This is a genomic window from Klebsiella sp. 1SOBk10mer, from assembly GCF_046602535.1.
In the GTDB taxonomy this organism is placed as follows: domain Bacteria; phylum Pseudomonadota; class Gammaproteobacteria; order Enterobacterales; family Enterobacteriaceae; genus Klebsiella; species Klebsiella quasipneumoniae.
Window position 1 is genome coordinate 451993 of the sequence record NZ_JBKIUP010000002.1, and the last position, 20833, is coordinate 472825.

The 20833-nt window shown below is 59.4% G+C and carries 20 protein-coding genes; 12 read left to right on the forward strand and 8 right to left on the reverse strand.

All coding sequences use genetic code 11. The features are described 5' to 3' along the window. Positions 1-15 precede the first annotated feature (15 nt). The gene (gene betT, locus ACLH1I_RS07915; RefSeq protein WP_004885674.1) at positions 16-2049 is read right to left on the reverse strand and encodes a choline BCCT transporter BetT; all 2034 of its coding nucleotides are present in this window, start codon (positions 2047-2049) and stop codon (positions 16-18) included. Positions 2050-2177: 128 nt separating this feature from the next. Between betT and betI the strand changes: the two genes are divergently transcribed. Genes betI through betA form a run of 3 tightly spaced genes read left to right on the forward strand, consistent with a single transcriptional unit; the run spans position 2178 to position 5929 of the window. Continuing rightward, complete coding sequence (betI, locus tag ACLH1I_RS07920; RefSeq protein WP_017899038.1) at positions 2178-2765, forward strand: transcriptional regulator BetI; 588 nt, start codon at positions 2178-2180, stop codon at positions 2763-2765. A gap of 13 nt (positions 2766-2778) precedes the next feature. Continuing rightward, entirely contained in the window at positions 2779-4251 is a 1473-nt protein-coding gene (betB, locus tag ACLH1I_RS07925) for a betaine-aldehyde dehydrogenase (RefSeq protein ID WP_004885669.1), read from the forward strand. Positions 4252-4264: 13 nt separating this feature from the next. Continuing rightward, entirely contained in the window at positions 4265-5929 is a 1665-nt protein-coding gene (gene betA, locus ACLH1I_RS07930) for a choline dehydrogenase (protein WP_017899036.1), read from the forward strand. A gap of 63 nt (positions 5930-5992) precedes the next feature. Here the strand turns inward: betA and ACLH1I_RS07935 are convergent, their stop codons facing one another. Beyond that, a complete protein-coding gene (locus tag ACLH1I_RS07935; protein WP_151628492.1) occupies positions 5993-6349 on the reverse strand; it encodes a hypothetical protein in 357 nt (118 codons plus the stop codon). A gap of 201 nt (positions 6350-6550) precedes the next feature. Here ACLH1I_RS07935 and ACLH1I_RS07940 point away from each other — a divergent pair, with 201 nt between their 5' ends. From ACLH1I_RS07940 to ACLH1I_RS07950, 3 genes are all read left to right on the forward strand, one after another. Continuing rightward, positions 6551-7219 carry a transcriptional regulator gene (locus ACLH1I_RS07940; RefSeq protein ID WP_151628491.1) on the forward strand — a complete coding sequence of 223 codons (669 nt, stop codon included), beginning with the start codon at positions 6551-6553 and terminating at the stop codon, positions 7217-7219. After that, positions 7209-8009 (forward strand): PhzF family phenazine biosynthesis protein, encoded by an 801-nt coding sequence (locus ACLH1I_RS07945; RefSeq protein WP_004885659.1) that lies wholly within the window; start codon positions 7209-7211, stop codon positions 8007-8009. The genes ACLH1I_RS07940 and ACLH1I_RS07945 overlap by 11 nt, the downstream gene beginning before the upstream one ends. 623 nt (positions 8010-8632) lie before the next feature. Further along, positions 8633-8851 carry a YgdI/YgdR family lipoprotein gene (locus tag ACLH1I_RS07950; protein WP_151628490.1) on the forward strand — a complete coding sequence of 73 codons (219 nt, stop codon included), beginning with the start codon at positions 8633-8635 and terminating at the stop codon, positions 8849-8851. Positions 8852-8904: 53 nt separating this feature from the next. Here ACLH1I_RS07950 and ACLH1I_RS07955 read toward each other — a convergent pair whose 3' ends face one another. Then, positions 8905-9600: a GNAT family N-acetyltransferase gene (locus ACLH1I_RS07955; protein WP_049004473.1), complete on the reverse strand. Its 696-nt coding sequence runs from the start codon at positions 9598-9600 to the stop codon at positions 8905-8907. A gap of 205 nt (positions 9601-9805) precedes the next feature. Here ACLH1I_RS07955 and ACLH1I_RS07960 point away from each other — a divergent pair, with 205 nt between their 5' ends. The 5 genes from ACLH1I_RS07960 (at position 9806) to ACLH1I_RS07980 (ending at position 14870) form a co-directional block, all read left to right on the forward strand. After that, positions 9806-11374 (forward strand): ABC transporter substrate-binding protein, encoded by a 1569-nt coding sequence (locus ACLH1I_RS07960; RefSeq protein ID WP_087771307.1) that lies wholly within the window; start codon positions 9806-9808, stop codon positions 11372-11374. 120 nt (positions 11375-11494) lie between these two features. Then, a complete protein-coding gene (locus ACLH1I_RS07965; protein WP_043521729.1) occupies positions 11495-12517 on the forward strand; it encodes an ABC transporter permease in 1023 nt (340 codons plus the stop codon). Next, entirely contained in the window at positions 12517-13350 is an 834-nt protein-coding gene (locus ACLH1I_RS07970) for an ABC transporter permease (protein ID WP_004885647.1), read from the forward strand. The genes ACLH1I_RS07965 and ACLH1I_RS07970 overlap by 1 nt, the downstream gene beginning before the upstream one ends. Further along, positions 13343-14179, forward strand: coding sequence for an ABC transporter ATP-binding protein (locus ACLH1I_RS07975; RefSeq protein ID WP_023319923.1), 837 nt, complete (start codon positions 13343-13345; stop codon positions 14177-14179). Before ACLH1I_RS07970 ends, ACLH1I_RS07975 begins: the two co-directional genes overlap by 8 nt. Continuing rightward, positions 14166-14870, forward strand: a complete 705-nt coding sequence (locus tag ACLH1I_RS07980; RefSeq protein ID WP_004885642.1) for an ABC transporter ATP-binding protein — start codon at positions 14166-14168, stop codon at positions 14868-14870. Before ACLH1I_RS07975 ends, ACLH1I_RS07980 begins: the two co-directional genes overlap by 14 nt. Before the next feature lie 428 nt (positions 14871-15298). Here ACLH1I_RS07980 and ACLH1I_RS07985 read toward each other — a convergent pair whose 3' ends face one another. Beyond that, the gene (locus ACLH1I_RS07985) at positions 15299-16636 is read right to left on the reverse strand and encodes an aspartate aminotransferase family protein (RefSeq protein WP_069603286.1); all 1338 of its coding nucleotides are present in this window, start codon (positions 16634-16636) and stop codon (positions 15299-15301) included. A gap of 180 nt (positions 16637-16816) precedes the next feature. Here ACLH1I_RS07985 and ACLH1I_RS07990 point away from each other — a divergent pair, with 180 nt between their 5' ends. Next, positions 16817-17581 (forward strand): SDR family NAD(P)-dependent oxidoreductase, encoded by a 765-nt coding sequence (locus ACLH1I_RS07990; protein WP_048323300.1) that lies wholly within the window; start codon positions 16817-16819, stop codon positions 17579-17581. Positions 17582-17634: 53 nt separating this feature from the next. Here the strand turns inward: ACLH1I_RS07990 and ACLH1I_RS07995 are convergent, their stop codons facing one another. From ACLH1I_RS07995 to ACLH1I_RS08010, 4 genes are read right to left on the reverse strand one after another with little or no spacing between them, the layout of a single operon-like run. Then, entirely contained in the window at positions 17635-18396 is a 762-nt protein-coding gene (locus ACLH1I_RS07995) for an amino acid ABC transporter ATP-binding protein (protein ID WP_004151676.1), read from the reverse strand. Next, complete coding sequence (locus ACLH1I_RS08000) at positions 18389-19054, reverse strand: amino acid ABC transporter permease (RefSeq protein WP_004885631.1); 666 nt, start codon at positions 19052-19054, stop codon at positions 18389-18391. Before ACLH1I_RS08000 ends, ACLH1I_RS07995 begins: the two co-directional genes overlap by 8 nt. A 14-nt stretch (positions 19055-19068) precedes the next feature. Continuing rightward, on the reverse strand, positions 19069-19710 hold the full coding sequence (locus tag ACLH1I_RS08005) for an amino acid ABC transporter permease (protein WP_002893187.1): 642 nt from the start codon (positions 19708-19710) through the stop codon (positions 19069-19071). A 47-nt stretch (positions 19711-19757) separates the two neighbouring features. Further along, entirely contained in the window at positions 19758-20609 is an 852-nt protein-coding gene (locus ACLH1I_RS08010; protein WP_023319919.1) for a transporter substrate-binding domain-containing protein, read from the reverse strand. Positions 20610-20833 lie beyond the last annotated feature (224 nt).

The following is a 20833-nucleotide window of genomic DNA, read 5'->3' on the forward strand; positions in this document are numbered from 1 at the left end:
ACGGGGGCTCCCTGGCTAGCCATCCGGGAACATCACGCTGTTCCCCGGCGCTTCCCTGTGCAAATGGATAAAGTTCAGGTGCCGCTCGTACTGGTCGAGAATATCGGTGATCACCTGCTCTTTGCTGTAGTCCATCAGGTCGTTACCCTGGCTGCCCTCCAGCAGGAAGGTCTCCAGCCGGTAATAGGTGGATTTCCCGCTGCGCGCCCGATAGGTAAAGCCCGGCACCGAGTACTGCTGCGGCCAGATCTTGTAGATAAAGTTCTGCTCGTCGCCCATGTGCACCAGCAGGTCGAGGTGGCCAAGGTTCTCGCCCTCTTCCGGCGGCAGGCTCTTCAGTTCCACCGCGGCGCCGCGCAGCCGCAGCTCCTGGGCCACTTCCTCCATCGCCGGGTAGCACACCGTCTCCATCATCTGTTTGGTATAGCGTGTGCCCGGGTAATTCATCAGCCGCGACAGGCGCTTCTTCCAGCTCAGCCGGTCCTGCAGGCCCATCGGGCGCGGGGCGGTGTCGCGGCTGGCGCTGACCCGACGGTAATCTTCCACTTTCAGGGATTTATACAGTCCGGCCATCACGAAGAAAATCACAAAGCTGAACGGCAGCCCCATGATCACCGTGGTGTTCTGCAGCGCCGAGATGCCGTTGGTCATCAGCATCCCGAGGGTTAGCAGGCCGATAGCTACCGACCAGAAGATGCGCAGCCAGTTCGGGGCGTCGCTGTTAATGTCCTTCAGCTTCGAGGTGAAATTCCCCAGCACCAGCGCGCCGGAGTCGGCGGAGGTGACGTAGAACAGCAGACCGGTAATGGTCGCCACCGAGGCGCTAAAGGTAAACGCCGGATACTGCGCCAGCAGGCTGTAGAAGCCGCGCTCCGGGTGGAGCATCGCCTCCTCGGCAAAGGCCGCGTCGCCGTGGATGATCTCATACAGCGCGCTGTTGCCGAACACCGACAGCCACAGCAGGGTAAAGGTGAACGGAATGATCAGGGTGCCCATCACAAACTGGCGGATGGTGCGCCCGCGCGAAATGCGCGCCAGGAACAGGCCAACGAACGGCGACCAGGCCACCCACCACGCCCAGAAAAAGAGCGTCCAGTTGTTCATCCACTCTACCGGGCGGTCGAAGGCGAAGCTGTTCAACGTCATGCCCATAAAGCGGTTGACGTAGTCGCCGACGTTGAGCACTAACGCATTGAGCAGGAAGGAGGTATCGCCCATGAACAGCACGAACAGGATCAGCCCCAGCGCGAGGGCGACGTTCAGTTCAGAGAGCACGCGGATGCCCTTGTCCACCCCGGAGGTGACCGAGATGGTGGCGATGATCACCGACAGCGCAATCAGGGCCGCTTTCGCCGCCAGCGAGTCCGGAATATCGAACAGCACGCTCAGACCGTAGTTGAGCTGCACCACGCCAATGCCGAGGGTAGTGGCGATGCCGAAGATGGTGCCGATCACCGCCGCGATATCGACGCTGTGGCCGATGGGCCCATTGATCCGTTTGCCGAAAATCGGGTACAGCGCCGAGCGGATGGTCAGCGGCAAATTATAACGATAGCTAAAGTATCCCAGCGCCATGCCCATCAGGGCATACATCGACCAGCCGGTTAAGCCATAGTGAAACAGGGTCCAGACCATCGCCTGGCGCGCCGCCTCGATGGTCTGCCCCGCCCCTTCCGGCGGCTGCATGTATTGCGTCACCGGCTCGGCCACGGAGAAGAACATCAGGTCGATGCCGATCCCGGCGGCGAACAGCATCGCCGCCCAGCTCAGCAAGCTGAACTCGGGCTTGGACTGCTCCGGCCCGAGCTTCACCGATCCGAAGCGCGAGCAGGCAATGCAGACGACGAAGACGATATACAGCGTCGCCGCCAGCAGATAGTACCAGCCGAAGGTTTTCGACACCCAGCCCAGGGTGCGTCCAATCCACTCGGCAGAAAAATCGCGAAAAAAGATCGTCATCAGGGAAAACAACAAAATCAGTCCGGCAGAGGTGTAAAAAACCACCGGATTGATTTTGTCCTTTTCTCTGTTTTGCGAAAGATCTGTCATCCAGTATCCCCACTGTTTTTGTAACTATTAAAATTCAATCACGTAACAATTAAGACACATTTTATATTGAACGTCCAATCAAAAACCGCTTTAATAGTTAACCAACGCTGATGAATGGAGTGGCAAAAATGCCCAAACTGGGGATGCAGCCAATCCGGCGCAGGCAACTGATCGACGCCACGCTGGACGCAATAAATGAAGTCGGAATGCACGACGCGACCATCGCGCAGATCGCCCGGCGGGCGGGCGTGTCGACGGGGATCATCAGTCACTATTTCAAAGACAAAAATGGTCTGCTGGAGGCGACCATGCGCGACATCACCAGCCAGCTACGCGACGCGGTGCTCAACCGTCTGCACGCTCTGCCGGACGGCAGCGCCGGAGAGCGCCTGCAGGCGATAGTCGGCGGCAACTTTGATGAGACGCAGATCAGCAGCGCGGCGATGAAGGCCTGGCTGGCCTTCTGGGCCAGCAGCATGCACCAGCCGATGCTCTACCGCCTGCAGCAGGTGAGCAGCCGCCGCCTGCTGTCGAACCTGGTGTACGAGTTCCGCCGGGAGCTGCCGCGCCAGCAGGCCCAGGAGGCCGGCTACGGGCTGGCGGCGCTGATAGACGGCCTGTGGCTGCGCGCCGCCCTGAGCGGCAAACCGCTGGATAAGACGCTGGCGCAGTCGCTGACCAGCCACTTCATCAGCCAGCATTTACCGACCGAATAACCGAGGAGAATTTATGTCCCGAATGGCAGAACAGCAGCTTTATATCCATGGTGGTTATACATCCGCCACCAGCGGTCGCACCTTCGAGACCATTAACCCGGCCAACGGTGAAGTCCTGGCAAGCGTACAGGCTGCCGGACGCGAGGATGTCGACCGCGCCGTCGAGAGCGCGCGGCGTGGGCAAAAAATCTGGGCGGCGATGACCGCCATGGAACGCTCGCGCATCCTGCGTCGCGCCGTCGATATCCTGCGCGAACGGAACGACGAGCTGGCAAAGCTGGAAACCCTCGACACCGGTAAAGCGTATTCCGAAACCTCAACCGTGGATATCGTCACCGGCGCGGACGTGCTGGAGTATTACGCGGGGCTGATCCCGGCGCTGGAAGGCAGTCAGATCCCCCTGCGCGAGACGTCGTTCGTCTACACCCGCCGCGAACCGCTGGGTGTGGTGGCCGGGATTGGCGCATGGAACTACCCGATCCAGATCGCTCTGTGGAAATCCGCCCCGGCGCTGGCCGCCGGCAATGCGATGATCTTCAAGCCGAGCGAAGTGACCCCGCTCACCGCCCTGAAACTTGCCGAAATCTATACCGAAGCGGGTCTGCCGGACGGCGTGTTTAACGTCCTGCCGGGTGTGGGCGCGGAGACCGGCCAGTACCTGACCGAGCATCCGGGTATCGCTAAAGTCTCCTTTACCGGCGGCGTCGCCAGCGGCAAAAAGGTGATGGCCAACGCGGCGGGCTCGTCCCTGAAAGAGGTGACGATGGAGCTGGGCGGCAAATCGCCGCTGATTATTTTCGACGATGCGGATCTCGATCTCGCCGCCGACATCGCCATGATGGCCAACTTCTTCAGCTCCGGCCAGGTGTGCACCAACGGCACCCGGGTCTTCGTCCCCGCGAAGGTTAAGGCGGCGTTTGAGCAGAAAATCGTTGAGCGCGTGGGCCGCATCCGTGCGGGCGATCTGTTCGATGAACGCACCAACTTTGGCCCGCTGGTCAGCTTCCCGCACCGTGACAATGTGCTGCGCTACATCGCCAAAGGCAAAGCAGAAGGCGCGAACCTGCTGTGCGGCGGCGACGTGCTGAAGGGCGAAGGCTTTGACAACGGCGCGTGGGTGGCCCCGACCGTGTTTACCGACTGCAGCGATGAGATGACCATCGTGCGCGAGGAGATCTTCGGCCCGGTGATGTCCATCCTCACCTATGACACCGATGAAGAAGCGATCCGCCGCGCCAACGATACCGACTACGGTCTGGCGGCGGGTATCGTCACGGCCGACCTGAACCGCGCCCACAGCGCCATTCATCAGCTCGAAGCGGGTATCTGCTGGATCAACACCTGGGGGGAATCCCCGGCGGAGATGCCGGTCGGCGGCTATAAGCACTCCGGCATTGGCCGCGAGAACGGCGTGATGACCCTGCAGAGTTACACCCAGGTGAAGTCCATCCAGGTTGAGATGGGTAAATTCCAGTCCATATTTTAACCGGGAGGTTTTTTTGCAATTTGACTACATCATTATTGGCGCCGGCTCCGCCGGCAACGTTCTGGCGACACGACTGACTGAAGATCCAAACACCACCGTCCTGCTGCTGGAAGCCGGCGGCCCGGACTACCGGTTCGATTTCCGCACCCAGATGCCCGCCGCGCTGGCTTATCCGCTGCAGGGCAAGCGCTACAACTGGGCCTACGAGACCGAACCTGAGCCGTACATGAACAATCGCCGCATGGAGTGCGGACGCGGCAAAGGGCTCGGCGGCTCGTCGCTGATCAACGGCATGTGCTACATACGCGGCAACGCCCTGGACCTCGATAACTGGGCCGCCGCGCCAGGGCTGGAACACTGGAGCTATCTCGACTGCCTGCCCTACTACCGGAAAGCGGAAACCCGTGATATCGGGCCCAACGACTACCACGGTGGCGATGGCCCGGTGAGCGTCACCACGCCGAAGCCGGGCAATAATCCGCTCTTCGAGGCGATGGTTGAAGCCGGGGTGCAGGCGGGTTATCCGCGCACCGACGATCTCAACGGCTACCAACAGGAAGGCTTTGGTCCGATGGACCGCACCGTGACGCCGCAGGGCCGTCGCGCCAGCACCGCCCGCGGCTATCTCGACCAGGCGCGCGGTCGCCCCAACCTGACCATCCGCACCCATGCGCTGACCGATCACATTATTTTTGCCGGCAAGCGCGCGGTGGGCGTCGAGTGGCTGGAGGGGGAAAGCACTATCCCGTCAAAAGCGACGGCCAACAAAGAGGTACTGCTGTGCGCCGGGGCGATTGCCTCGCCGCAGATCCTGCAGCGCTCCGGCGTCGGCAATCCCGAGCTGCTCAGGCAGTTCGATATCCCGGTGGTGCACGATCTGCCCGGCGTGGGTGAGAACCTGCAGGACCATCTGGAGATGTATCTACAATATGAATGCAAAGAGCCGGTGTCGCTCTACCCGGCGCTGCAGTGGTGGAATCAGCCGAAGATCGGCGCCGAGTGGCTGTTCGGCGGCACCGGGATCGGCGCCAGTAACCAGTTCGAAGCGGGCGGTTTTATCCGCAGCCGCGCCGAGTTCGCCTGGCCGAACATTCAGTACCACTTCCTGCCGGTGGCGATTAACTACAATGGCTCCAACGCGGTGAAAGAGCATGGCTTCCAGTGCCACGTCGGTTCGATGCGTTCTCCGAGCCGCGGCCACGTGCGCCTGAAGTCGCGCGACCCGCACGCCCACCCGGCGATCCTGTTTAACTATATGTCCCATGAGCAGGACTGGCAGGAGTTCCGCGACGCCATTCGCATCACCCGGGAGATCATGAACCAGCCGGCGCTGGATAAGTATCGCGGCCGCGAAATCAGCCCGGGTATTGACTGCCAGAGCGATGCCGAGCTGGATGAGTTTGTGCGCAACCACGCCGAGACCGCATTCCACCCATGCGGGACCTGTAAGATGGGTTACGACGAGATGGCGGTGGTCGACGGCGAAGGCCGGGTCCACGGTCTGGAAGGCGTGCGGGTGATCGATGCGTCGATTATGCCGCAGATCATCACCGGCAACCTGAACGCCACCACCATTATGATCGGCGAGAAGATGGCTGACGCTATTCGCGGCCGCCAGCCGCTGCCGCGCAGCACCGCGGCGTATTATGTCGCTGGCGACGCGCCGGTTCGCCGCTAACCGTTTAGGCCACGCTTGTCCTTTCCCGTGCGGAAAGGACACTCCTCACCTTTCCAGCATCCCTTAGCGCTCAAGGCACAGCTGAATAATGCTATCAACAGCAGCATTCACCTGTTTTGCACCGGATATCAGGGTGATACTTATCGCCCTCGCCCCAGCCACCTGATACATATCGATCTGGGCGACTCGTGTGCCATGCTGCGAAATATCAAAGAAGTTTGGCGCATTCTGCTCGGGGATGATGCGCTCAACCTCATAGCCATGCGGCTTCAGGGTGCTGCGTATGCAGTCATAGCGCCAGTGCAGCCCCAGCCGATCGGATACCGAATAAGTCTGATAGATGGTTTTGTCGCCGAAGGGGTGAATGACTCCGCAGGCCACCAGCAGAACGGCAATGACTATCAAGCCAAAAATTCTCATTATATTTCCATAACATAAAGACGCACCCGACATGAGCGCTGACGCTTTGCGCAGCGGAATTTACGCTGCCAGCACTAAAAATTCAACTTTTTGTTGATAATTAAACATTGTGCGTATAACTTAATCCTGTCAGCGTATCTCCCATGGTAAAATGGCGTTCCGGGGTCGCTTCCTGACCACGATTCCAGCAGAGGATCATCCATGACATCAGAGTACACACAGCAGGTTGCACAGATCGCCGGGCCGCTTAAAGCAGCCATGGACGCCATGGCGGGAACGTTATCAGCGAATCAGGAGGTGGTGTTGCATAATCTCACTACCCCTGAACATTCCATTATCAAAATTATTAACGGTCATGTTAGCGGCAGGGGTAATGGCGATCATTTATTAGCCGGCCCGGAAAAAGATACCGGTTTTGCGCTGCTTCTGCAGAAGACGAATAACAACAAGCCGAGAACCATAAGCGATTATAAAACCGTCACCGCTTCAGGGAAAACGCTCAATAGCGCATCGACAATTTATTACAGCGAAGAGGGATATCCGCTTATCGCCTTCTGTATTAATGTCGACCCCTCGCCTTTTGAGCAAATACGCAAGAGCCTTGACGCGCTGCTGCCATCGCCGGCGGAGGCCGCAGAGGCGGTCGATCTTAATTTAGGCGGATTGATCGATCAGTCAATCCAGGAAATCATTGATAAATATTCAGTGCCGGGTAAAAAAATACAAAAAGCGCAGCGTTTGAAAATTGTCGCTGAAATGCATACGAAAGGTATTTTTAAAATGCGCGGGGGCGTGCAGCAGGCGGCTCAGGCCCTGGGGGTAACACGATATACGGTTTATAATGACCTTGAGGTGATGAATGAAAAATAATTCACAGCAGCGCATTCGCTTTTATCAGGTCGATGCTTTCTCAAAAGGCCCCTTTACCGGCAATCCCGCCGCGGTTTGTTTGCTGGAGGCGTGGCCTGAAGATAGCGTGCTGCAGCGCATTGCGACGGAAAACAACCTGTCGGAAACGGCCTTTGTTGTCAGGCAGCCTGACGGTTTCGGATTGCGATGGTTTACCCCAGCCGTCGAGGTCGATCTCTGCGGTCATGCCACGCTGGCTGCGGCCAGCGTGCTGCTCAATCAACAAGCGCGCGATCGGGTGCGTTTTTTCACCCGCAGCGGCGCGCTGGACGTCACGTTGCATGACGGAAAATATACCCTGGATTTTCCGCTGGTTGTTCCGTCACCCATCGCCGCGCCGCAAGGATTGTTCAAGGCGCTGGGACTGGCTGAAGACGCAGGTGAAACCTGGCAAGCCTCCGATATTATTGTCGTCATTGATGACGAAGCGCTGTTGGACGCGCTTAAACCCGACTTTAACGCCTTGAATGCCTTCAACACCCGTGGCGTGGTGGTCACCGCCGCATCACGGACCTTCGATTTTCGTTCTCGCTGGTTCGGTCCGCAGGTGGGAGTCAACGAAGATCCGGTCACCGGTTCGGCACATACTTTTCTGGCGCCGCTGTGGAGTGAGAAACTGGCGAAAAAAACGCTTCATGCCCAGCAAGGTGGTAACCGTAAGGGAGAACTCTTCTGCCACATCAAAGATAACGGACGTGTTGAACTCTCAGGCGAAGCCTGTCTGGTTATTGAAGGTACCTTTATTTTGTAAACCGACGAATCTATAGTTTATTTGCAAAATTATATTAGCTTAATGGCGAATTGTGATTCTCATCATCTTAAATAGGCCTTTTTAATATTTTGGTGAGAATCATTTAATAACGTCATCCGGGGTTTGCCGTTTCCAGCCCCGGAGCATTGATAATAACAGCTATTTTTATCCGTTACGTGCGAAAAGATAATAAGCGTGCTGCCTGCGCAACAGAGTCTGCGGCAGGCATAGCCAGCTTCAGCCATAAAAATGAGATTTTTAATGTTGTGTTAGCCAAAAATGCCTGAACGGGCCTTTGAATGGTTATCACTGGAATCGTTACTTTAACTCTGGGTATTAAATAACAACTAGCAAGTCGTTCATCCCGACAATATTGCCGAGAACTCACCTCTGCCGGTGTCGGAATCGGGAGCACTGACAGGGCTAACAGAGAGAATATTATGTTAACAAAACCAGATGATGAATCTAAGAAAAAGGCCACGCCCCTTGAGCGTCGTATTGTGGTTATTACGTTAGTCGCCATGTTAATACTTTATTCGGTGTTAATTATGACCCACTTTCGATAACTGGTTAGTCTGTCATATTCTGCGGCCCACCGTGGCTTTCTTACAACAGGTAGCACAATGAAAAAGTTCGTTGCAGTATTCGGTTTGGCATTATTAACGTTCACCGTTGCGGGGTGTTCCAGCGATTATGTATTAGAGAAAAAAAATGGTGAGATGATTATCACCCACGGAAAACCGGAGGTCGATGACGATACTGGGTTAATCACCTATGAGGATATCGCGGGAAATGAACATGCCATTAACCGGGTTCAAATTATTCAGATGATCGAGAAATAGCCTTTGTATGGGCAGGGCTGGCGTGATGCGCTCTGCCCATTCACTTTGCAGAGTTAGCGAAACGCCTCCAGGCGTTTGATCTGCTGCCCGTCGGCAGTAAAGTTTTCCGCCGCCAGCCACGCCCGCAGCGCCGCATCGCGCGCAGGCCACTCGCCGTCGATGATGGACAGCATATCGCTGTCGCGCGTCCGCCCTTTACGCACCAGCCTCTGCCGCAGACGTCCTTCCCAGCTAAAGCCCAGCCGTTCGGCGGCGCGGCGCGAGGCGACATTCATCGAATCGCATTTCCACTCCAGCCGACGATAGCCATGGTCAAAGCCGTTCTTCAGCAGCAGCCAGACCGCTTCGGTACCCAGCGGGGTGTTTTTCATCCGTCGCGACCAGGTGACATGGCCGATCTCAACCGTGCCCATTTCCCGTTCGATCGCCATATAGCTGACGATGCCTACCGCCTGCTCGCTGCGCAGGTCAATCACCGCATACGGCACCAGGGCATCATCATTCACCTTGCCCGCGATCCAGTGGGCGGTCGCTGCCACGCTCTCCGGCCGCGTAGACGCCAGCCACGTCCAGTCGCTGTTGTCACCGAGCGCATAGGCGGCAAACAGATCCGCCGCATGACGGTCAACGTCCAGCGGCTCCAGTCGACAAAAACGGCCATTTAACGCCGTCCGTCGCAGGACGCGCGCCCCCTGCCAGCCTGGGACAAGGTCGTTCACCTGCTGGCCAAACTCATTGATTTCCGGCACACCCACCTCCTCGCAATAGACAATGCGTTATAGCAAGAAGCCCGCAGCGGAGAAAGGCGCTTCTGCGCGACCGGCAATAACCTGTCGTTCTTGATTATGCGTTTTTAGCATAAGGATATCCTTATTTTGACTTTACGCCTTTTCGCAAGCGGCCTAACGTAGCGAGGCATAAAAAATTAAAATAACCATTTTTCAGGGATTGCACATGACCAAAAAACTGTTGCCTTTACTGGTACTGACGGCGCTCTCCACCGCCGCACATGCCGCCACGCCGCCCAACACGCTGGTGGTCGCCCAGGGTCTCGACGATATCGTCAGCCTCGACCCGGCGGAAGCAAACGAACTCTCCAGCATTCAGACGGTCCCCAGCCTCTACCAGCGTCTGGTGCAGCCGGACCGCAACAACCCTGAAAAAATCGTACCGATTCTCGCCGAAAGCTGGCAGGCCGATCCGGCGGCGAAAACCCTGACCATTAAACTGAAGCCGGATGCCAAATTCGCCTCCGGTAATCCGCTGCGCCCGGAAGATGTGATTTTCTCATACACCCGCGCGGTGACGCTGAATAAATCGCCAGCGTTTATTCTTAACGTGCTCGGCTGGCAGCCGGACAACATCGCCAGCCAGCTGAAAAAAGTTGACGATCATACCCTGACGCTGCACTGGACCGCCGACGTCAGCCCGGCGGTGGCGCTGAATATTCTCTCCACCCCCATCGCCTCCATCGTTGATGAAAAACAGGTGGCGCCGAACGCGAAAAATAACGACTTCGGCAACGACTGGCTGAAGATGCACTCGGCGGGCAGCGGGGCCTATAAAATGCGCATCTACCAGCCGCATCAGGCCATTGTGCTGGAGGCCAACGCCAGCTCCCCCACCGGCGCGCCGAAGATCAAGAGCATTATTATTAAAAACGTCCCCGACCCGGCTTCCCGCCGCCTGCTGATCCAGCAGGGGGATGCCGACGTGGCCCGCGACCTCGGCGCTGACCAGATAGCCGCCCTGCAGGATAAACCCGGCGTGAAGGTGCTGAGCATCCCGTCCGCCGAGCAAAACTACCTGGTGTTTAATACCGCCAACAGCGCCAACCCGCTGCTGAATAATCCGGCCTTCTGGGAGGCGGCGCGCTGGCTGGTCGATTATGAAGGCATCACCAAGAATCTGCTGAAAGGACAGTACTTTATTCATCAAAGCTTCCTGCCGGCCGGACTGCCGGGGGCGCTAGAGACCAATCCTTTCACCTTCAACCCGCAAAAAGCTAAGGCTATCCTCGATAAAGCGGGCATTAAGGATGCCCACTTCACCCTCGACGTGGAGAACAAACCGCCGTTCATCACCATCGCCCAGTCGCTGCAGGCCAGCTTTGCCCAGGGCGGGGTGAAGGTGGATCTGCTGCCGGCCGCCGGCAGCCAGGTCTATGCCCGGGTGCGCGCGAAGCAGCATCAGGCGGCGATCCGCCTGTGGATCCCGGACTACTTTGATGCCCATTCCAACGCCAGCGCCTTTGCATGGAACGATGGTAAATCCAGCACCGTGGCCGGGCTCAACGGCTGGCAGATCCCTGAGCTGAATAAAGCCACCCTCGCCGCGGTGGCGGAGCCGGACCCGGCGAAACGCCTCGACCTGTACAAAACGATGCAGGAAACCCTGCTGCAGCATTCGCCATACGTCTTTATTGACCAGGGGAAAACCCAGATCGTGGTGCGCGACAACGTGAAGGGCTATCAGCAGGGGCTGAACGCCGATATGGTCTGGTACGATAACGTCACCAAGTAAGCGGGTTATGTCACCGGGCATGGCGGCCTCGCCCTGCCCGGATGACCGTTTCGCCACCCGGGTCCGGTGGGCGTCGCGCCGCCGGGAACCATGTTGATATACCAGGAATTTCCATTTTCCATGCCATCGTTTTCCACTCATCTTACCCGCCTGCTGCAGGGGCTGTTTACCCTGCTGCTGACGCTGTTCGGGCTGCTGCTGGTCACCTTCGCGCTCTCCGCGCTGTCGCCGGTCGACCGCGTGCTGCAGATCGTCGGCGACCATGCCAGTCAGTCGACTTACGACCAGGTTCGTCATCAGTTGGGTCTCGACCAACCGCTGCCGGTCCAGTTCTGGCACTACCTGGTCAACCTGTCCCATGGCGATCTTGGCATCGCCAGCGCCACCGGCCAGCCGGTGCTTCACGACCTGCTGGCGGTCTTTCCGGCAACCCTTGAGCTGGCGACCCTGGCGCTGATCGTCGGCGCGGTACTGGGCATCGTCGCCGGGGTGCTGTGCGCCCGTTACGCCGGTTCGCCGTGGGATTTGGCGGTGCGCACCTTTACCCTGTTGGGCAACTCGGTGCCCATTTTCTGGCTCGGCCTGCTGATGCTGGCCCTGTTTTACGCCCGGCTACAGTGGGCGCCGGGCCCAGGTCGCCTCGACGATATTTATCAGTACACCGTCGAGCCGCGCAGCGGTTTTGCGCTGATCGACACCTGGCTCTCCGGCGATATGGCGGCGTTTAAAAATGCCATCGGCCATCTGCTGCTGCCGGTGCTGGTGCTGGCCTATTACTCGCTGGCCAGCATCACCCGCCTGACCCGCTCCGCCTGCCTGAGCGAGATGAACAAAGAGTACATTCTGCTGGCGCGGGCCAAAGGGGCTGGTGAGATGACAATTCTGCTGCGCCACGTCCTGCCCAATATCCGCGGCACTCTGCTGACGGTGACCGCCCTCGCCTGGACCTCGATGCTCGAAGGGGCGGTGCTCACCGAAACCGTCTTCTCGTGGCCGGGGATCGGCCGCTACCTCACCACCGCGCTGTTCGCCGGGGATACCACGGCGATCATGGGCGGCACGCTGCTGATTGGCGTGAGTTTTGTGCTGATCAATAACCTGACCGACCTGCTGGTGCGGTTAACCGACCCGAGGGTGCGCTGATGCCGACTTATCTGTTTTTACGCCGTCTGCGCCGATCACCCGCCGCCTTCAGCGGCCTGGCCCTGGTGATCCTGCTGGTGCTGACCGCGCTGTTCGCCCCGTGGCTGGCGCCGCACGATCCCAACTGGCAGGATGCCGCCGCCCGTCTGCAGGGACCTGGCGCGGGGCACTGGCTCGGCACCGACAGCTACGGCCGTGACCTGCTGTCGCGCCTGCTCTACGGCGCACGTCCGGCGCTGGGTCTGGTGGCGCTGGTAACCGCCATTACCCTGCCCGTCGGGCTGCTGGTGGGTATCCTCTCCGGCTACTATGGCGGGTGGCTGGAGCGAATACTGATGCGGTTTACCGACGTGGTGATGTCGATGCCGCGGTTGATCCTCGCCTTCGCGTTCGTGGCGATGCTCGGCCCGGGGCTGGTCAACGGCGCGCTGGCGTTAGCCCTGACTACCTGGCCGGCCTACGCCCGTCAGGCGCGCAGCGAAATTCAGCGCCTGCGCCATAGCGACTATCTCGCCGCGGCGGAGATGCTGGGCATCCGCGGCGGGCGGCTGCTGGTCGGCCATATTCTGCCGCTATGTCTGCCGTCGGCAATTGTCCGGCTGGCGCTCGATCTGGCGGGTATTATTCTCGCCGCCGCCGGGCTCGGCTTTCTCGGCCTTGGCGCTCGCCCGCCGATGGCGGAGTGGGGAGCGATGATTGCCGACGGGATGCAGGTGATTTTCGACCAGTGGTGGATCGCTGCCATCCCCGGCGCGGCGATCCTGCTCGCCAGCCTGGCGTTTAACCTGCTGGGCGATGGCCTGCGCGATATTCTGGAGCCGCAACATGACTGACATCCGACTGACCGTGCAGGGACTCGCTGTCGACTACCCCACCGCCCGGGTGGTGGACAACGTCAGCTTCACCCTCGGCAACGAGCGGCTGGCGCTGGTGGGCGAATCCGGCTCCGGCAAATCCATGACCGCCCGGGCGCTGATGGGCCTGGTGCGCAAGCCCGGGATAGTGAGCGCCGAACGGCTGGAGGTGCTGGGGCGTGATGTGCTGACCCTTAGCGCCCGCGGCTGGCGCGAGCTGCGCGGCAACGATATCGCTATGGTGCTGCAGGACCCGCGCTATGCGCTGAATCCAGTGCAATCCATTCAGACGCAGCTGGAAGAGGCGTTAACCCTGCATCAGCGTCTCAGCCGCCGCGGGCGCGCCGAGGCGGTCAAAGACGCTATCGCCGCCGTCGGTCTGGATCTCCCGGTCCTCAGCCGCTATCCCGGCGAACTCTCCGGCGGGATGGGGCAGCGGGTAATGATCGCCCTCGCGCTGCTCAATAACCCGAAGGTGCTGATAGCCGACGAGCCGACCTCAGCCCTTGACGCCCGCCTGCGCAACCAGATCCTCGAGCTGCTGGTGGAGCAGTGCGCGCAGCGGCAGATGGCCATGTTACTGATCAGCCACGATCTGCCGTTAGTGGCCGCGCATTGCGATCGCGTGCTGGTGATGTACCAGGGGAGACAGGTCGACGAGATGCCAGCGCGAGCGCTACCGACGGCGACGCACCCTTATACCCGCACCCTGTGGACCTGCCGGCCGAATGCGCATACTTACGGCCAGATGCTGCCGACCCTCGACAGAACTCAGGACTTTACGGAGACGGCCCATGGCGATCGTTAATCTTCAGGATTTACAGGTAACATTCGGCGCGAAGACGGCGGTCTCCGCCGCCAGTTTCCGTGTCGACGCCGGGGAAACCTTCAGCCTGATCGGCGCCTCGGGCTGCGGTAAATCGACGATTTTGCGCGTGCTCGCCGGATTACAGCGCGAATGGCGCGGCAGCGTGGATCTGCTCGGCCAGGCCATTACGCCGGGCGCCCGCTTTCAGGGCGAGCTGCGGCGCAACGTGCAGATGGTGTTTCAGGATCCGTATGCTTCGCTGCATCCCAACCATACCCTGTGGCGCACCCTGGCGGAGCCGCTGCAGATCCACGGCATCCGCGACGTTGCCTCGCGGGTGACCACCGCCCTTGAGCAGGTGGGTCTGGCCGCCGACGCCGCGCGCCGCTATCCGCATCAGCTCTCCGGTGGTCAACGGCAGCGCGTGGCCATTGCCCGCGCCCTGCTGCTGCGCCCGCAGCTCCTGCTGCTGGATGAGCCGACCTCGGCACTGGATATGTCGGTACAGGCGGAAATCCTCAATCTGCTTAACCGCCTGAAACAGGAGCACGGCATGACCTATCTGCTGGTCAGCCATGATGCCGACGTCATCGCCCATATGTCCGATCGGGCAGCGTTTATGGCGGAGGGCGTGATCCAGCGCTTTTTCGATCGCGACGCGCTGGTCAACGGAGAACACCGAATGAGGTGAAGTCAGCGGATGCGCGGTTGTTTTGTCGGGTGGCGCTTCGCTTACCCGACCTACGATTCGTGCGACCTGCCGTTAATTTACCCACTTGCGGCGACTGAAACTGCCGGTGCTGGCGGCCTCAAAATCGCTGAGACGTTCCCGGAAGGCTGGGGGTACAGGGGGCGGCGGTGACTGGCCGCCCCCTGTGCGCTCCTTGCGCCATGAATGACATAACGCAGAAGAAATATTGGGAGCGCAATCTGCCCGGAATTAACACAGAAGCTGTAGCCCTGCCAGACGCAGCGCGAACAGGGAAATATTCAGTTGTGACGTTATTTCGCCGGGTGGCGGCTGCGCCTTACCCGGCCTACAGGATCCACACACAGGCTCACACCCCGTAGGCCCGTGCAAGCGCAGCGCCGCCGGGCAACAGTATACGGCCCCCTCCCCTACTTCGCCAGGCTGGCAAAGCGGGCGAATACCGCATCAAAAATCGCCAGCCCCTGCGCCACCTGCTCAGCAGTAATGGTGCACGGCGGCACCACGTGAATGCGGTTTTCCACCACAAAGGCCAGCAGTCCGGCCTCGGTTAAGGCCCCTTTGATCGCGGCCATGTCGGCGGCGGTCAACGGCGTTTTTTGTTTACGGCTGCTTACTAGCTCCAGCGCCTGGAACAGGCCGCGACCGCGCACCTCGCCGATAATGGCGTGCTTCTCCGCCAGCGCCTCGAGGCCGGGTCGCAGCACCTCGTTGCCGATATAGGCCGCGTTCTCAACCACCTTCTCCTCTTTCATCGCGTCGATGGTGGCGACAATCGCCGCCATCGCCAGCGGATGGCCGGAGTAGGTCAGCCCCCCGGCAAAGAAGTGGTCATCAAAGTAGCGGGCAATCGGCTCACTAATCAGCACCCCGCCCGCCGGCACGTAGCCGGCGTTAACCCCCTTGGCAAAGGTCACCAGATCCGGCACCACGCCATCCTGTTCGAAGGCGAACCAGCTGCCGGTGCGGCCAAAGCCGGCCATCACCTCATCGAGGATCAGCACGATGCCAAACTCGTCGGCCAGAGCGCGCACGCCCTGCATATAGCCTGCCGGCGGCACGAGGATCCCGGCGGTGCCGGGGATGGACTCCAGCAGGATCGCCGCGATGGCCGTCGGCCCCTCGCATTCAATGATCCGCCGCAGATGCGCCAGCGCGCGCTGGCACTCCTCTTCCTCAGTCGCGGCGTTGAACTCGCTGCGGTAAAGGTAGGGGTTGAAGAAGTGCACATGGCCGCGGGAGAACTCATTCGGCACCCGGCGCCAGTCGCCGGTGGCGGCGATCGCGCTGCCGGTGTTGCCATGGTAGGAACGATAGGCCGAGAGCACCTTGTCGCGCCCGGTATAGAGCCGCGCCATGCGAATCGCGTTCTCATTGGCATCCGCCCCGGCGTTAGTGAAGAACACCTTGCTGAAGCCCGCCGGCGCCAGGTCGACGATGCGCTTCGCCGCTTCGCCGCGGGCAAGGTTGGCGGTGGCGGGCGCGATGGTGACCAGGGTCTCCAGCTGCGCCTTCATGGCCGCCAGCACCCGGGGATGTTGATAGCCTATGTTGACGTTCACCAGCTGGCTGCTGAAATCGAGCCAGGTATTCCCCTCGTAATCCCATAGCTCGCAGCCTTGCGCCCCGGCGATGACCAGCGGGTTGAGATTGCCCTGCATCGACCATGAATGAAACACATAGGCGCGATCCAATTGCCGAACTTCGTCATTGCTTACCGCGACCTCGTTGTGAATTGCCAGCTTCATACCCTGCCCTCTCTCATGTCGTAGTGGTTGGCTTCATCATTGGCCGCGGCCGCGCAAATCGGATAGAGCCAGTGCGCGCAAAACGATGTGACACGGTGTCACATCCCCGCCCGTCGTCTGGCCCTGTGCCTTGCCGTCCGGCGTTTTTATAGTGAAGGGACAACCGCACAGGAGAATGAGATGGCAACGAGCAACGTAGTGTTTATCACCGGGGCGACCTCGGGTTTTGGCGAAGCGGCAGCGCAGGTGTTTGCCGACGCGGGCTGGTCGCTGGTGTTGAGCGGGCGCCGCTATCCGCGACTGAAGGCCTTACAGGACAGCCTCGCCGCTAAGGTGCCGGTGCATATTATTGAGCTTGACGTTCGTGACAGCGAGGCAGTGGCTGCCGCCGTGGCGTCGCTGCCCGCCGATTTCGCCGATGTCACCACCCTGATCAACAACGCCGGGCTGGCGCTGTCGCCGCTGCCGGCGCAGGAGGTGGCGCTGGAGGACTGGAAAACGATGATCGACACCAATGTCACCGGTCTGGTGACGGTCACCCACGCCCTGCTGCCGACGCTGATTCGCCATGGCACCGGAGCGAGCATTATCAATATCGGCTCGATCGCCGGACAGTGGCCCTATCCCGGCAGCCATGTCTATGGCGCCAGCAAGGCCTTCGTGAAACAGTTCAGCTATAACCTGCGCTGCGATCTGCTTGGCACCGGCGTGCGAGTCACCGATCTGGCGCCGGGGATTGCCGAGACCGAATTTACCCTGGTGCGCACTAAGGGCGACCAAGCGGCATCGGATAAGCTCTATCGCGGCACCACGCCGCTGAGCGCGCGCGATATCGCCGAGCAGATGTTTTATATCGCCACGCTGCCGGCGCATATGAACATTAACCGGGTAGAAGTGATGCCGGTGCGTCAGGCGTGGCAGCCGTTCGCCATCGACCGGGATTAAGTAAAGTCTGACGTTTCCCCTGCCGGCGCTGCCGGCAGGGGGTACAGGCCGGTCTAGCGGCTGCTTTGCAGAAACTGCCTGACGCGTTCGGAGTCAGGTTGGGTGAAGAACTTCTCCGGCGGCGCCTTCTCAATCAGCAGCCCCTTCTCCAGAAACACCACCTCATTGGACACCTGGCGGGCAAAATCCATCTCGTGGGTCACCACCACCATGGTGTAGCCCTCGGCGGCAAGGGCTTTCATCACTCCTAACACCTCGTTCACCAGCTCCGGATCCAGCGCCGAGGTCGGTTCATCGAAGAGGATGACTTCTGGCGACATCGCCAGCGAACGGGCGATCGCCACCCGCTGCTTCTGCCCGCCGGAGAGGGTGATCGGGTAGACATCGGCTTTGTGCGCCATGCCGACTTTCTCCAGCTGCTGCATGGCCATGGCCTTCGCCTCGTCTCGTTTCATGCCCTTAACGCGCAGCAGCGCCTCACTGACGTTCTGCTGCACGGTCAGATGCGGCCACAGGTTAAAACTCTGAAACACCATCCCCACCCGCTCGCGGATTTTGGCCAGCTGGCGGTGCGACATCGCCCGGCCGCGCTGTTCATCAATCCCCAGCCGCTGACCGCCGATATGAATTTCACCGCGGTCCGGCTGTTCCAGCCAGTTCATACAGCGCAGCAGGGTGGATTTTCCCGACCCGGACGAGCCGAGAATACTCACCACGGTCCCCTTCTCCACCGTCAGGTTAATATCCCGCAGGACTTCCACATTATCGAACTGCTTGGAGACGTTTTTGACGCTTACGGCAATAGACTCAGGCATGGCTCATTCCTCGTTTGGCTCCCCAGGCGGTCAGGCGCTTAATCAGCAGCTCCAGCAGAATGCTGATCGCCCAGTAAAGCCCAATGGCGACGATAAAGGCGTTAAACGGAATAAAATAGGTCGCCTGGACGCTGTTGGCGGCGGCGGTGATCTCCTGAACGGTAATAATGCTCAGGAAAGCGGTGTCCTTCAGGCAGATAATCAGCTGATTGCCGATCAGCGGTAAGGCGGAAGAGACGATATTGGGTAAAATAATCCGCCGAAAAATGGCATAGCGAGAAAAGCCCTGAGCAATCGCCGCTTCAATATACCCGCCGGAAAATACCCGCCGCTGGCTGCGCAATATTTCAAAGAAGTAGGCGCCATGATAAATAATCAGGGCCAATAAACCGGCGGTCCACGGCTCCATGCTAATACCGAGCTGCGGCAGTCCGTAATACAGCAGATAGGCGAGGATCAAAAAAGGGATCGCGCGCATCAGGCTGACAAAGCCAATGATAACCCGGTTAAGGACTTTCTTTTGATATTCACTCAAATAGCACAGCGCAATACCGATAATAAGGGCCGCCAGGGCGGCGGTAATAAACAGTTCGAGGGTCGCGAATAACCCGGCAATAAAGCTATCGCGTACCGACCAGATAACGCCCCACTGATTCATAATACCTCCCGTTGCTAGCGCGCCAGGCGCCTGGCTTTCCGTTCCGCGATCCCCTGCAGCTTCAACAAACAGCCGATGATCGCCACATACAGCAGGCCGGCGGCGAGGATCGGCGACAGCGGCTCGTAGGTGACCGAGGAGATACGGTTGGTCACCCGGGTAAGATCCACCACGCCAATCACGGCGATCGCCGGGCTACCTTTGATCAAAAACGACATCTCATTGACCAGCGCCGGCAGGCTCTCGATCCACATCTGCGGCAGCATGATGTAGCGGAAGTAGGTCCAGCGGCGCATTCCCACCGACTCCGCCGCCTCCCGCTGTTCGCGCGGAAAGGTACGGAAGGCGTTGCGCCAGATCTCAGCGTTAAACGCCGACGTGTTAAGCGTCAGCGCCACAATCGCGGCCACGTTCTTGTCGAGGTTAATACCCATCGTGGGCAGCGAAAGAAACAGAAACAGCACCAGCGTCACCAGCGGCGTCGCGCGGGCCAGGCTGATATAGACCACCAGCAGCTGGTCGATAACCGGCAGACGCAACATCCGCACCAGGGCGATCAGCAGCCCCGCCACCACCCCGAAGGCGATAGCGATGGCCGAAATCCAGAGGGTCGTCCATGCGCCTTCGATTAATAACTGCCAGGAAATTGCATCCATGAGGCCCTCCTTCTCAGCAACAGGCGGCGGTCGCCCGCCGCGGAACATTACAGACCGGCAAGCTTATGAAACTGTTCCGGGCTGGTGATCGCCTCGGTGGGCAGGTTGTCATAGGTTTCGCCGAACCATTTTTTCTGTAGCTCGGCGAGCTTGCCGGTCTCCTTCATGTGGTTCATAAACTTGGTCATATAGGCCAGCAGCTGCGGCGAGTTTTTCGGGATCGGCCACGCCATATAGCCCGGTCCGGAGACGGCCAGCCCTTTGGCGAAGACCTTCGGTTTGGCTTTCGCCAGGTCGTTTACCGAGATAACCACGTTAATCACGTAATCCAGCCGCTTATTCGCCAGGTCGGCGTAGGCTTCCGGATAGGAGGGGTACTCCACCACCGGTCCCAGCTTGCCGCCGGTCTTCTCCAGCATCGCCTTCAGCTCCGGCAAACGCGCCAGCAGCGCGCTGCCTGCCTGCACGCCCACTTTTTTGCCGCTGAGATCGGCAATGGTATTTAGCGAGGTATCGCCAGCGCGTTTGACGAAATAGTGCTGCGCGGAGGCCCACGGCGGGGTGAAATCAAAAACCTTCAGCCGCTCATCGGTAATAACCGCCCCGGTTAAGGCCATATCGTATTGTCCGGTGGAGACAGCCGCTAATAATCCGGTCCACGGTAATATGCTCTGGTCGACATGAAATTTGGCGTATTTACGTAATTCCTCAAGCATATCTTTGTTAAAGCCATCGGCCTGGCCATTATTCATAAAGTTAAACGGCGCATAATCATCTTCCGTCGCCACTTTCAGGGTGCCGGATTTTTCTATTTCCGGCAGATCGGCCGCGACGGCGTGATAAGAAAAAGCAACCGTTAATACAGCGCTCAGACATATTGATGCCAATGATTTTTTCATTATTTCACCCCTGATGGATTGGCCAGACGGGTTCTTTCCAGAACGCGAAAAGGTTTATGCAAAATAGAGGCCGGGAGGTTCCGATCCGCGGCGGCTGAATGCGTTTTTAATGTGGGAGCGTTTTGCAATTCCGTATAGAGCCAGATGGGCCGCATCGCTGTGTCAGATGACGGAAGGGTGGTATGGAATTTGCTGAGCTTAGCGGGTGGTCGCGATGCGTTATT